6 protein-coding genes are annotated in these 13,884 nt (G+C 70.4%); 5 read left to right on the forward strand and 1 reads right to left on the reverse strand.

Features of this window, described 5'->3' with window-relative positions:
• Positions 1-126: 126 nt before the first annotated feature.
• From HKD39_RS20455 to HKD39_RS09685, 5 genes are read left to right on the forward strand one after another with little or no spacing between them, the layout of a single operon-like run.
• Complete coding sequence (locus HKD39_RS20455) at positions 127-7,311, forward strand: fibronectin type III domain-containing protein (RefSeq protein ID WP_171199650.1); 7,185 nt, start codon at positions 127-129, stop codon at positions 7,309-7,311.
• 13 nt (positions 7,312-7,324) lie between these two features.
• A complete protein-coding gene (locus HKD39_RS09670; RefSeq protein WP_171199651.1) occupies positions 7,325-8,290 on the forward strand; it encodes an AAA family ATPase in 966 nt (321 codons plus the stop codon).
• A 4-nt stretch (positions 8,291-8,294) separates the two neighbouring features.
• A complete protein-coding gene (locus HKD39_RS09675) occupies positions 8,295-9,608 on the forward strand; it encodes a DUF58 domain-containing protein (RefSeq protein ID WP_171199652.1) in 1,314 nt (437 codons plus the stop codon).
• 3 nt (positions 9,609-9,611) lie between these two features.
• Positions 9,612-11,975 carry a transglutaminase-like domain-containing protein gene (locus HKD39_RS09680; RefSeq protein ID WP_171199653.1) on the forward strand — a complete coding sequence of 788 codons (2,364 nt, stop codon included), beginning with the start codon at positions 9,612-9,614 and terminating at the stop codon, positions 11,973-11,975.
• Positions 11,972-13,393 (forward strand): RDD family protein, encoded by a 1,422-nt coding sequence (locus HKD39_RS09685; protein ID WP_171199654.1) that lies wholly within the window; start codon positions 11,972-11,974, stop codon positions 13,391-13,393. The genes HKD39_RS09680 and HKD39_RS09685 overlap by 4 nt, the downstream gene beginning before the upstream one ends.
• Positions 13,394-13,402: 9 nt before the next feature.
• Here the strand turns inward: HKD39_RS09685 and HKD39_RS09690 are convergent, their stop codons facing one another.
• The gene (locus tag HKD39_RS09690; protein ID WP_171199655.1) at positions 13,403-13,597 is read right to left on the reverse strand and encodes a hypothetical protein; all 195 of its coding nucleotides are present in this window, start codon (positions 13,595-13,597) and stop codon (positions 13,403-13,405) included.
• Positions 13,598-13,884 lie beyond the last annotated feature (287 nt).

The raw sequence follows: 13,884 nt of genomic DNA on the forward strand, positions 1-13,884 counted from the left end.
GGGGCGATTTGCCTCAACGCCGCCCGCCCGTCACATTGTTATGAGATCGTGCAGCAACATGGGGGAGTCGGTGCGCTGACGGAGTCGACCGGCCCGTAGCGAAAGAACCAGGAGTCGAGTGTGCCGGTGAGTCAGCAGCCCGGCGGCGCCGCGCCGCCGTCGTGGCCGGCCGGGGCCGTTCAGCAGCCGCCTGCCCGCAACCGCCGCGGGCTGGTGGTGACGGCCGTCATCTGCGTGCTGGCGCTGGTCGCCACCGCGGTGGTCGCGCTGGCCACCCGCTCGCCCGGCTACGCCGCGACGACGGTCACCTCGCAGCCGCAGACCGCATGGGTCACCAAGTCCGACGAGATGATGGTCGGTTCGCTGAACCGGCAGAGCGCCGCCGTCGAGTCCCCTGTCTATCCGGACGCCCGCGATTTCCAGCTGCTGCAGTCCGGCCCGACGGTGGTGCTGGTCGACGCCAAACAACACCAGCTGCGGGTGCTCGACCCGGTGAACGCCGCGCTGTCCGGCAAGCTGCTGCTGCCCGACCAGGTGTCGGTGGCCGTGTCCGACTCCACCGTTGCGGTGCTCGACCAGAAGACCGGAAAGCTGTGGCTGCTGCCCAGCACCGGGCTGGGCGCCGGTGAGCTGACCAGCCTGCCGCCGGCTGCCGGCAACAGCACCGATCGGATCGGCGGGGTTGTCGCGCTGGCCGGCGACACCGCCTACATCGCCGCTGCAGGCAAGGGCGTGCTGTCGACGGTGCAGCGGCCAGGCACCCGCGCTCCGGGCCAGCCGACGGCTCCGCAGCCGTCCGGTTCCGCGGTCGCGCCTGGCAGTGCCGCCCCGGCATCGGTTGCCGGATCCGGTCCCGCGCTGCCGGACCTGCCGGCCAAGACCGCCCAGCCGCTCACCCGCCCGCTCGGCGCCGACGGGGCCGCGCTCACCGGCGCCACCGCCGCCAACCCGGCGCCGGTCTCCATCGCCACCGTCGGCGACCAGCCGGTGGTGCTCGACCACGTGGCCCGCCGATTGCTGCTGCCGGGCAAGAGCTTTGCGCTGCCGAACAGCGGCGAGAGCGCAGGCGGTTCGTTGACCCTGCAGCAGTCGTCGCAGGACGCCGGGTTCGCGCTGGTCGCCACCGACCGGGCGGTGCTGCGCGTCGACCTGGCCACCGGCGCCATCAGCAGGGCCGAGGCCAGCCGACCCGGCCGGCCGGTCGCCCCGGTGTACGTCGCCGGCTGCGTCAGCGCGGCGTGGGCGCCGACGTCCGGCAGCACCGGCGACTACCTGTCCTGGTGCGGCGACGAGCGCAGCAACCAGGACGTCACCGGCGTGGCCGGCGCCGACCAGGTCACCTTCCGAGTGAACCGAGACACCGTGGTGCTCAACAACACCGGCAGCGGCGCGGTGTGGATGCTCGACGACAAGATGACCCTGGTCAACAACTGGGACGAGATCCGCCGCCAGCCCAAGGAAGAGAACACCGACGCCGACGGGCAGGACACCGGCGCCGCCGGCAAGGTCACCAGCGAACGGCAGGACTGCGCGGCCGGCATGCCGCCGGTGACGCTGAAACCCGACGAGTACGGGGTGCGGCCGGGCCGCCCGCGGGTGCTGCCGGTGCTCGACAACGACGCCCAGTCCTCCTGCGCGGTGCTGCGCATCTCGAAGGTGCAGGCGCCCAAGGGGGTCACCGCCAGCACCGTCGCCGGCGGCGCCGCCCTGCAGGTCACTCTGCCGGAGAACGCCGACGCGCCGGTGCAGCTCACCTACACCGCGGGCGACGGCGCCTCGCACACCGGCCAGGCCACCGTCACGGTGACGCCGCAGCGGGCAGACCCGTTGCCGCCCAAGAAGGTTCGGCCGTCCAGCACCAAAATGGTTGCCGGCGGCACCGTCACCCGCAACGTGCTGTCCGACTGGATCTCGCCCAGCGGCGACGACCTGTGGCTCACCGAGGCCAAGAGCAGCAACAGCGACGATCTGGTCAACTTCAGCGCGAACGGCAACATCAGCGTCACCGACTCCGGCACCGGCGGCAAGAAGAGCATCGCGTTCACCGTCACCGACGGCACCAACAGCGAGACCGGGCAGCTCACCATCGAGGTGGTCGACGCCGCCGACGCCCGCGCCATCGCCGACCCGATCAGCGCCAGCGGCGTGGTGAACACCCCGATCACCGTCAACGTGCTGGATTCGGTGTTCTGGCCGGGCAAGGAACAGCTGCGGCTGGTCAAGGTCGATCCCAGCAAGCTGGCACCGCCGAAGGCCGACGCCAGGCTCACCGCGACCATGGATTCGACCACCGGCCAGGCCACGGTGACGGCGGCCACCGCCGGCACCTATTACCTGGACTTCCAGGTGAGCGCCGGCAGCGCCGACCCCACCAGCGGCGTCATCCGGGTCGACGTCACCGACCCGAAGAAGACCACAGAGCTGCCGGCACCCGAGCTCAAGGTCGCGTACCTGCCCGAGGGCGGCAGCACCACCGTCGACCTGGCCAGCACCAGCGGGCCGCCGGTCGCCGTGCAGCAGGTGAAGGCGCCGGCCGAGTCCGGGCTGGTGGTGCAGCAGAGCGACATGCACCTGCTGCGGCTGTCGTCTCCTGGCCGGCTGGCCGGCGGGCAGACCTGGGTGCCGTACACCGTTGTCTCCGGTGAGGCGTCGGCGCAGGGCTGGCTGCACGTGATCGGCATCGCCGCGCAACAGACCCCGAGTCGCCCTGTCGCCAAAGACATCTCGGTGACGGTGCGGGCCGGCAACCCGATCGACCTGCCGATGGCAAGGTACGCCTCCGACCCGCAGGGCCTTGCGGTGACGCCGCGGCCGTTCCGCGCCGATCAGATCGAGCCGGACCAGGGCATGCTGATCACCACGGACGCGGCGATCCGGTATCTGGCGCCGCGGGACGGGCCGACGGTCGGCGGCCGCCCGGTGCGCACCACCTACGAGGTGGCCAACTCGGCGGGCAGTACCGACTCCGCCTCCCTGGTGATCACCGTCCTCCCGGCCGGCGACAACTCGGCGCCGCGTACCCCGCAGCCGACGGTGCTGCGCACCTTCGCCGGTGGCAGCGGCGATGTCACGCTCCCGCTGGACGGCATCGACCCGGACGGCGACTGGGTGTCGGCCACCCGCATCGAATCGACACCAGAGCTCGGCATGCCGACGCTCACCGGCCCGAACACGTTGCGGTTCAGGGCATTCGGCAAACCCGGCGTGGAGAACGTCAAGTACACCGTGCAGGACGCCGGCGGCGAGACCAGCACCGGCGTCGTGCAGGTGGTGATCGCGCCGCAACCCAAGATCGCCCAGCCACCGGTGCTGCCGAACCTCGAGGCCTCGGTGCTGCCGGGGCGCACCATCTCCTTCGACGTGCTGTCCAAGGTCACCGACCCGGCCCGGCTGCCGGTGGAGTTCACCGCAAAGGACGCGGTGTCGGTGCAGGGCAACCACGACCCGCAGTTCAGCGTGCGGGTGTCCGGCTCCGCGCTGCTGATCACCGCCGGCGCCCGCGAGGAGCAGGTGCCGGTGACGGTGTCGGTGCGCAACAGTGCAGGACGCACCACCCGGTCGACGGTGCAGGTGAACGTCAGCTCCAAGGCGCCGCTGCTGCCGCCGCAGGCGCACGACGTTTACGTCACCGCGAAGGAGTTGCAGCCGGACAAGAAGACGGCGCAGGTGGTGCTGAACCCGTATGTCAGCAACCCGAGCGGCACCCTCGACGACCTCAAGACCGACGCCCCGGCCATCTCCAAGGGCCTGCTGACCATCGCCGGCCCGTTGACCGTGAAGGTGCCGGTGCGCAACGACCGGCAGGTGCTGGCCTACCGGGTGACCAACATCGACAAGCGCAGCGCTGAGGCGCTGCTGGTGGTGCCGTCACGGGCCGAGCTGAACCTGCCCCCGCAGACCGGCGACGCCGAGGGCACCGACGCCGGCAACGACGACGCGCCCAACTCCGCCGGCAACGCCGACGACGCTGCCGCTGCCGCCGCCAAGCGCGCCGCCGCCAGCAAGGCGGCTGCCGCCAGCCGGGCCGCGGCCAGCAAGGCCGCCGCCAACAGCCGCGCCGCCGACAGCAAGACCACCGCCAACACCACGGCCGAGACGACGCCCAGCTCGCAAGCTCCGAGGCCGACCACCAGCGCGGCACCGCCGCCGCCGGTGTTCCGGCCGGAGCTGACCGGCCAGCAGCTGCGGGTGAATGCCGGCACCACCGTCGACGTCGCCATCGCCGAGTACCTCACCGGCGCCGCGCCGGGGCAGCAGGTGAGCATTGCCGATGGCCCGGTCGGCGCGACCGTCGGGTCCGTCACCCGCACCGACGCGCAGACCCTGCGCTGGAAGGTGCCGGAGGACGCGTCCGGCGGCGCCGCGCTCACCATGCTCGTCACCGACGGGGTGTCGCGGCCGCAACAGCAGGCCATCTCGGCGGAAATCATTCCGACCAAGCCGGCCCCGCCGGTGCTGCAGGGCGCTGAACTGCGGGTGGAGCCGGGCGCCGCCGATTCCGTCGCGCTGGCCGACGCCACCGACTACCAGCCGGCCCCGGCCGGCAAGGGCAGCCAGCAGCCGACCTACCGGCTGGTCTCCGCCGCCGACGACGGTACCGGCATCACCGCCGGCATCCAGGGCGGTGCGCTGCAGGTGCGCGCCGGGCTGGACGTCAAGCGCGGCGCCAGCCGCACCGTGACGGTCAGGGTGACCGACGGGCTCGGGCAGACCGGCGAGGCCGACTTCGTGGTGACCGTGGTGGGCAGCACCAAGCCGCTGGCCCAGGTGGACAACGTCAGCAAGACCATCAACGAGGGCCAGACCGCGTCGGTCAACGTGCTGCAGGGCGCGTCGAACCCGTTCCCGGACAAGCCGTTGAAGCTGGTCTCGGTGAAGCAGGGTGACGGCTACTCGATGACGTTCGACCCGGCCGGCACCATCTCGGTGACGCCGAAGGCCGGCAGCCGCAAGCTGCAGATCGCCTTCACCGTCGCCGACGCCACCGGCGACCAGCAGCGGCAGGTGACCGGAACGCTGATCGTGCAGGTGCTGGGCAAGCCGGACACCCCGCAGGTGCCGCGCGCGGAGAACCTCGGCAGCCGGCAGGTGACGCTGACCTGGTCGGCGCCGGCCGACAACGGCTCACCGATCACCGGCTACCTGGTGCAGGACGCATCGAAGGGCTATCGACACGAGTGTGCGGCATCGCCGTGCAATCTGACCGACCTGACCAACAACGTCGGCTACCGCTTCACGCTGACCGCGGTGAACGCGGTGGGGCAGTCGAAGCCGTCCAGCAGCACCGATGTGCTGCGCCCCGACGCCGCACCCGACCCGCCCGGCCGGCCGACGCTGAAGTACGGCAACGGCAGCCTGCAGGTGGCGTGGAAGGAGCCGGCGAACGAGGGCTCGCCGATCACCGGGTACGACGTTGAGATCTCTCCGGCCCCCAGCGGTGGCGGGGTACGCACCGTGAAGGGTGTGTCGACGTCGTTCGACAACCTCAGCAACGGCACCGAGTACTCGGTGCGGGTAAAGGCCAAGAACAGCGCAGATGCGCCGAGCGACTGGTCGGAGCCCGCCGCCGAAACCCCTGCCACCAAACCGGAAACGCCGTCCGGTCTCGCGGTGAGCAGCAGCGAGGACGCCGGCCAGAGCCGGTCCATCTCGGTGAACTGGAAGCCCGGCGACACCGGCGGCGATCAGCCCGAGTACACCGTGACGTACACCGTCGACGGCGCCACGAAGTCGCTGGCGCCCACCACCGACACCTCGGCGACCATTCCCGACGTGCAGTTCGGTTCCGACTATTCAGTGACGGTGCAGGCCGAGAACAAGGCAGGCAAGTCCGGCGTCAGCGACGCCAAGACCGTCAAGCCCTACATCGCCCCCGAGGCGCCGACCGGTCCGAAGGCCACCGCCACCGGTGACAGCCAAGTGGTGGAGCTGTCGTGGGGGGCGCCCAGCAGCACCAACGGCTATCCGCTGGACCACTACGCCTACTCCGTCAACGGTGGTGATCAGCAGCCGGTGGGCAAGCAGACCAGTGCGACGGTGAGCGGCCTGCAGAACGGTCAGGACGCGAAGTTCACCGTCTACGCCTGCACGGCGGCGCCCGATCAGGGCCTGCAGTGCTCCCAGCCGTCGGAGTCGGTGACCGCCAACCCGTACGGCCCGCCCAGCGCGCCAAGCATGAAAGCGGTCGAGTCGCCCAAGGCCGGCCAGCTGGCGGTGAGCTGGGATCCGGCGCCCACCAACGGCCGTGACCTGGCCGAGTACCGGGTGTTCCGCGATGGCAAGCAGGTGTACAACGGCACCAACACCAGCTTCACCGACACCGGCCTGACCAACGGCCAGGACTACAGCTACACCGTCCGGCAGTACACCAACGCGGACAAGTCCAACTTCAGCGAGGCCTCAGCGCCGAAACCCGGTAAGCCGTACGACGTTCCGGCCGCTCCGCCCAACCTGGACGCGGTCGCCACCGGCAACAACAGCGAGTTCAAGCTGACCTGGGGAGCCACCGCCGACGGCGGCGACCCGATCACCAAGATCGAGGTCTCGGTGAACGGCGGCGGCTGGGAACCGTTGGCGTCCGACGCGCCGACCTCAGCCAACAAGGGCGGCCTGGAAAACGGCACCAACTACACCTTCAAGATCCGCGCGGTGAACCAGCGCGGCTCCGGTGCCGAGTCCAACACCACCGCCGCCAAGTACCCCTACGGCCCGATCGGTCCGGTCAACAATCTGAGAGTCACCGGCCAGAAACAGGATTCGGTGACGTTCAGCTGGGACGACCCGGCCGACAATGGGGTCTCCCCGCGGACCGGGGCATACACCTTCGCTGTGGACCAGGGAAACCTCAACGGCCGCTCCGTGACTGTTCCGACCAGCTGCGGCAAGGACGTGACCGTGACGGTGACGGCCAAGGATGCCCAGGGTCACGGTCCGGGGGAGGCCACCTCGGCCACCGGAACCGCGGCAGCTTGCCCGCCACCGCCACCGCCGCCACCGCAGCCCAAGGAGAGCGTGACCATGAAGCACGGCGCCCCACGGCCGTGTCAAACGGGTGGTGGTACCTGCTACTACCTGGCGATGGACTACAGCAATTTGCCCGGTGGCACGTACAACGTCTGCTTCCAGTTCGACAACAATGGCCCCGGTTGCTGGAAGCAGTACAGCGTTAACCTGTCCGGCAACGGCTCCTGGAGCACCAACGACGTGCACGGGTACGACGGCGCGCACTACGGCCAAAACCAGCGGACCAAGGGCACCGTTCGCCTGACCGGTCCGGCGACAGTCACCAGTCCACCCTTCCAGTGGGGATGAGGAATTTACCCAGATGAGCATGACCCCCGACCACGCCCAGTGGTTCGCGCAGACCTTCTCGTCGCTGGTGGGCAACATCGGCCAGGCGGTGCTCGGCAAGCCGCGCACGGTGTCGCTGGCCGTCACCTGCCTGCTCAGCGAAGGTCACCTGCTGCTGGAGGATTTCCCCGGAACCGGAAAGACCAGTCTGGCCAAGGCGTTGGCCGCCACCGTGCAGGGCACCAACTCGCGGATCCAGTTCACCCCCGACCTGCTGCCCAGCGACGTCACCGGGGTGACGATCTACGACCAGAAGTCGGGCAAGTTCGATTTCCACCCTGGCCCGATCTTCGCCTCTGTTGTGCTGGCGGACGAGATCAACCGGGCGTCGCCGAAGACCCAGGCGGCGCTGCTGGAGGTGATGGAGGAGTCCAAGGTCACCGTCGACGGGGTGAGTCACAGCGTCGGCAACCCGTTCATGGTGATCGCCACCCAGAACCCGGTGGAGCAGGCCGGCACCTACAAGCTGCCAGAGGCCCAGCTCGATCGATTCTTGATGAAAACCTCGCTGGGTTACCCCGATCACGCTGCCACGGTGGAGATTCTGGCCGGTGCCACCACCAAATCCCATGTGCGGCAGGTGGATCCGAAGATCACCACCTCGGCGGTGGTGGACATGGCCGAGCTGGCGGCGACCGTGCACACCGACCCTGCGGTGCTCGACTACGTCGCCCGCATCGCCGAGGCCACCCGCAGCACCCCGGAGACAACGGTGGGTGTTTCGGTGCGCGGGTGCCTTGCGCTGGTCCGCGCGTCCCGCACCTGGGCGGCGGCGCACGGTCGGCACTACGTGGTGCCGGACGATGTGAAGGATTTGGCCGAACCCGTGCTGGCGCACCGGATTCTGCTCGATGCCGAGGCGGAGTTCTCCGGCAGCACGGTGCCCGCGGTGCTGGATCGTATCCTCGGCGAGGTGGCACCGCCGGAGCGCAGGCGCTGAGCCGTTGACCGCCCCACCGCAGAGCGACGCACCGCCCGACACCACCGGTTGGCAGCGGCACCAGCTCACCGAGAACGCCGATCCGGCTGCGGCCGCCGGCTCGGAGCACACCGGCTCGCGCAGCTTCTCGCAGCGGCTGCAGCTGGTGGCCGAGCCGCTGCGCCGCGCCTCCGGCCCGGTGACGATGCTCGGGCTGGTGGCGGCGGCCGCGGTGGTGATCGGGCTGCTGGTGGTCTGGCTGACCAACTGGTCGGAGTTCTTGGCGTTGGCGCTGGTGGCCGGGGTGCTGCTGCTGATCGCGTCGGTGTTCCTGGTGGGCCGCAGCTCGTACGGCGTCGAGGTGAAGCTGCAGTCGGGTCGGGTGGTGGCCGGGGAGCGGGCCACCGGCGAGCTCGTCATCCGCAATACCGGCACCCACCGGCTGCTGCCGGCCAGGGTGGAGTTGCCGGTGGGCGGCAACCTGGCGTCGTTCCGGGTGCCGAGCCTGCCTGCCGGTGGCAGCCACGACGAGCTGTTCGTAATTCCGACCGAGCGGCGCGCGGTGATCAGGGTCGGCCCGGCCACCTCGGTGCGCGGCGACCCGCTCGGCCTGCTGCGCCGCCAGGTGCGCTGGACCGGCGTCACCGAGCTGTACGTGCACCCGCAGCTCACCCGGCTGCACGGTGCCGCCACCGGTTCGGTGAAAGACCTTGAGGGGCAACCGACTCGGGAGCTTTCCAGCAACGACGTGTCGTTCCACCAGTTGCGGCAGTACGTGCCCGGCGACGACCGCCGCTATGTGCACTGGCGCACCTCGGCCCGCACCGGCGTGCTGATGGTGCGGCAGTTCGAGGAGACCAGGCGCACCCATCTGGCGGTGGCGCTGTCGCTGGCCGCCGACGAGTACCACACTCCGGCCGATCTTGAGCTGGCGATCAGCGCCGCCGCTTCCCTTGGCGTGCAAGCGATGTCGGAGGAACGCCCGGTGACGGTGTGCGCCGGCGCCGCGGTGCTGCACGGCGCTTCGGCGCGCCGGCTGTTGGATCGGTTCTCGGCGTTGGAGGCCGAGCCGGCCACCGCGGGCGTTGTCGGCGCAGGTCAGTTGGCGTCGTCCGCGGTGCCGAACGCGTCGGTGGCGGTGATGATCACCGGTGGTGCGGTGAGCCCGCCGGTGCTGCGGCATGCCGGCGCTGGCTTCTCCGTCGGGGTGCGGGTGGTGGCGCTGCAGGTCCGGTCGGGTGCCGCGCTGTCGCTGGGCACGGTGGGCCGGGTCGATGTGGCGACGGTCGGCTCGCTGGACGAACTGCCGCGGGCGCTGCGCTCGCTGAAGGCGGCCTGAGGCATGCAGCAGCACATCAGCCGCCCCAGGGTGGCCGTTGACGCCGTGGTGTTGGCGGCGTTGGTGGTCGGTGCCGGGTTGGCCTTCGGACCGGCCTACGGCGGCAGCCGCTATTTGCTGACGCTCGGGCTGGGCGCGCTGCTCGGCGCCGTCGCCGCCGCGGTTCCGGTGTTGCTGCGCTGGCCGGGGTGGATGACGCTGCCGATCGCCGCGGTCGGTTATCTGCTGGTCGGCCCGGTCGCGGCGACCCCGACGGTGGCGACCGCGGGGGTTTTGCCCAGCCTGGAGTCGACCAGGTTGTTGGCCAGGGGCGTGATCAGCTCGTGGAAGCAGATGCTGACCATTGCGGTGCCGGTCGGAGATTTCGGCGCGCTGCTGCTGCCGGCGTTTCTGTTGGCGCTGCTGCTGACAACGGCGGCGGTGCTGGTGGCGCTGCGCACCTCGGTGCCGCTGCTGGCGCTGCTCGGGCCGGTGCTGATGGGCATCGGCGCCGCCGCGTTCGGCACCACGACGGCGGTGGCCCCGGCCATCGCGGGCACCGCGCTGGGTCTTGCCGGGCTGGTGTGGGCGGCGTGGCGACGGCGGGCGTCCGGCAAGCCGGGACTTGAGCTGCGCAGGCCGACAGCTCTTGCGCTGCTGGTGATCCCGGCGGTGGCTGCCGGTGCGCTGCTCACCCCGGTGCTGGCCCCGGCAGCGGACCGGGCGGTGCTGCGTACCGAGGTGGTGCCGCCGTTCGACGCCTCCAAGATCGAAAGCACCCTGAAGAGCTACCGCGGTTATGTCCGCAAGACCCCGAACGACGTCGAGGTGGTGCTGGGCGGGGTGCCCAAGGGCGGCCTGTTCCTCGGCATGTCGACGATGACCGACTACAACGGGCTGCTGATGTCGGTGAACGACGCCTCCGGTCGGTTCGCGCCGATCGGCGGTCAGCTCAACTCGGACGGTGACACGCCGGGGCAGCAGGTCCAGCTGACCGTCCAGGTGCAGGACTACTCGGGTCCGTGGGTGTTCACCGCAGGGCAGCTGCGCTCGCTGAAGTTCACCGGGGCGAGGGCGAACCAGCTGCAGCAGGGGCTGTTCTACAACCGCGACACCGGCAGTGCGCTGGTGCGCCCCGATCTGCAGAACGGCGATGGATACCGGCTCGCCACTTCGGTGCCGACAACTGTTGGCCTTGACGATCTTTCGGCGAGCAAGGGTCTGCAGGTGGACACCAGCGTGCCGATCCCCACCGCGACTAACGTGCCGACCGAGGTGCGTCAGCGCGCCAACGACTGGGGCGGTGACTCCACCGATCCCACCGACATCACCAGGGCTCTGTTGACGGCCACCAGCCAGGAGCACGGCTGGTGGAGTCACGGTGCCAGCGGCGAGCCGGCGAGCGCGGGCGGTCATGGCGCCGACCGGATCAGGGCGCTGCTCACCAACGACACCATGTACGGCGATGCCGAGCAGTACTCGGTGGCGGCGGCGTTGATGTTGTGGGAGCGCAAGATTCCGGCGCGGGTGGTGATGGGCTTCCGGCCGACCGATGCCGGCACGGTGACGCTGCGCGGCAAGGACATGACGGCCTGGGTCGAGGTGCCGTTCCGCGGTCGCGGCTGGTTGCCGCTGGACCCTAACCCCAGCGAGCAGAAGCCGCCGCCGACCCAGAAGCCGGGTGAGGCGCCGTCCGCGGCTGCGCAGAACACCCTGCAGAACCCGCCGCCGCCGATCCCGGCGACCACCCAGCAGCAGAAGACTCAGGATCAGCCCAAGAAGCCGAGCCAGGCGTCGAAATCCAAGCAGGCGCAACAGGAACAGACCAGCCAGCAGAGCTCGTCGAGCTCGTTCCCGTGGTGGCTGCTGCTGGTGATTGCCGGCGCGTTGCTGTTGGTGCTGTTGCCGCTGCTGGTGATCTGGCTGCTGAAACGCCGGCGCCGCAAGCGGTTGGCCACCGGCCCGCCGGAGCGGCGGATCGCCGGTGGGTGGACCTATCTGATGGGTTCGGCGCGGGATTTCGGCCGGACGGTGCGTCCCGGCGCGACGCGGTCGGAGATCGCCAAGGAGTGGTACAGCCGGCCGCCGGGCAGCAAGACGGCGGGTTCGCGGTCGGCTGCGGCGCCGGTGTCGGCGCCGGCTGCGGCGGCGCCCGGTCAGCCGGCTGCCGACCGGGGCTCGGGTGTTGCGCTGTTGGCCCGGGACGCCGACACCCAGGTGTTCGCGCCCGATCCGGTGCCGCAGCAGGCCGCCGACGCGTACTGGGCCGCGGTGGACCGTGAGTTGGCATCGCTGCGCCGCGCGCACACCCCGGTGCAGCGGCTGCGCGCGATGCTGTCGCTGCGATCGCTGCGGGCCGATCGGCAGCGCAAGGGTTCTGGCCGGTGACGCCGCGCGGTTCCGGCGGCGCCAGGTACTGCCAGACCTGCGGCGTCCCGATCGATGCGATGGCGGTGAGTTGCCCGGCATGCGGGTCGCCGACGCCGCTGCGCAACGCCGCGCTCGACCGGATCCGCCCGGCCCCGGTGGGTTCGCGGGTGAAGGCCGCGGTGGCCGAGACGCTGCCCGCCCTGGTTCTGGTGATCGCCGCCGTTGTCGCGGTGTTCCTGGATCTGCAGTGGCAGGTGTGGGTCGGGCTGCTCGGCGCCGCGGTGTTGGCGGTGCTCGCTGTTGGGCTCACCGGCGGGCAGGGCTTCGGCAAGGCCGGCGCCGGGCTGCGGGTGATCGATGAGCATTCCGGTGCGCCGATCGGCGGTGGCGCCATGGCGGTGCGGCTGCTGCTGCGGCTGCTGATGACGGTCGGAACCCTTGGGGTGGCTGCGTTCTCCTACCGCTGGGATCCTTCGGGCCGCGAGCAGACCTGGTGGGACCGGGCCACCCACACCAGGGTGGTGGACGCTCACCAGCGGGCCGGCGACGATCTGCCCTGGCTGAACACCGGTGCAGCGCCGATGGCCGGGGCCGGCCCGGTGACGTCGGTGCCCGGCTTCGCGCAGCGCCCGTCCGAGCCGCCGCTCGGCCCGCCCAGCGCCGGCACCGCGATATCACCGCAGCCGCAAAGACTTTCCGGTCCCGGCCTCGACGAACCCACCGTCGTCCTTCCCGGCCGCGACACCGGCATCGACGGCCCCACCGTCATCCTCGAGCAACCCACCGCCGAAGAACCCACCGTCGCCCTCACCAAGCAACCCGCTGAGCCCACCGGCGAATCGGCGCAGCCGAGAGCTGAGCAACCCGAGCAGCCGCCGGCGAGGCACGAGCCGCGGCCTTATCCCGCGGATCCTGCGCCAGAACGCGAATCGGCGCAGCCGAGAGCTGAGCAACCCGAGCAGCCGCCGGCGAGGCACGAGCCGCGGCCCCACCCCACGGACCCTGCGCCAGAACGCGAATCGGCGGAGCCGAGAGCACCAGAGGATGACGACGAACCAGAAGAACACCACACCGTCATCCGCCCGGAACGCGCCGCCGCGCTGATCCAGCGCGGGGTGACGCTGCGCTGGGACGCGGGCTCGGAGATCACGGTGGAGGGCATGGTGCTGATCGGCCGCGACCCGATGCCGGCGGACGGTGAGCAGGTCGACCGCAGGCTTGCGGTTGGCAATGAGTCGCGCGGGGTGTCGAAAACCCATCTGGCCCTGCTGGTTTCCGACGGCGCTCTGTCGGTCATCGACCGGCACTCCACCAACGGCGTCCGCATTGTGCGCGCCGGCGGCGAGGTGATCACCTGCGTGCCGGGCGAGCCGACGAGCACCGAACCGCACGATCGCATTGCGTTCGGTGGTCGCTGGCTGGAAGTGCTCGACTGATTACCCGCACTACCCGTTCTCGGCGGTGCCCGCTTCCTCGCGCTCGATCTCGCGCCGTACCCGGGCCATCGATTCCGGTGAACGGGAGGCGATGGTCGAGTGGAGCACGGCATCAGCTTGTACGCGCGAAAACCCCAGCGGCTCCGAACTCAGTGCGCGGTATCTCTCGGATTCGTCCGCGGTTGTCGCGACGATGTCGTCCACGAGGGTCCGGTACTCGGCGGCTTTGAGGATCGCGCGGAGTATGCTGAGTCGATCGTCTGGTTTCGAAGAACTCAACGGATAATCATTTCGCTAGTAATCGCAGCCCAACACTGCGGATTCGTCTACCGATGTGCCGCCTCCGTGAAACCATGTCTCTGATCGCGTCAACGGACACGCGTATCTAATGAGGCTAGCCTCGGCCTGGGAATTGTTTGGAAAGGTCTTCGTGATGCTCGTCTTTGGGCGAGTGGCGCCGCGTGCGTGCAGTTCGTGAGTGTAGGTTTTCG

This window comes from Nakamurella aerolata (assembly GCF_013002705.1).
In the GTDB taxonomy this organism is placed as follows: domain Bacteria; phylum Actinomycetota; class Actinomycetes; order Mycobacteriales; family Nakamurellaceae; genus Nakamurella; species Nakamurella aerolata.

Coding starts and splice junctions, on each gene's coding strand:
- HKD39_RS09680 (WP_171199653.1), top strand. CDS start 9,612: ATGCAGCAGCACATCAGCCGCCCCAGGGTGGCCGTTGACGCCGTGGTG.
- HKD39_RS09670 (WP_171199651.1), top strand. CDS start 7,325: ATGAGCATGACCCCCGACCACGCCCAGTGGTTCGCGCAGACCTTCTCG.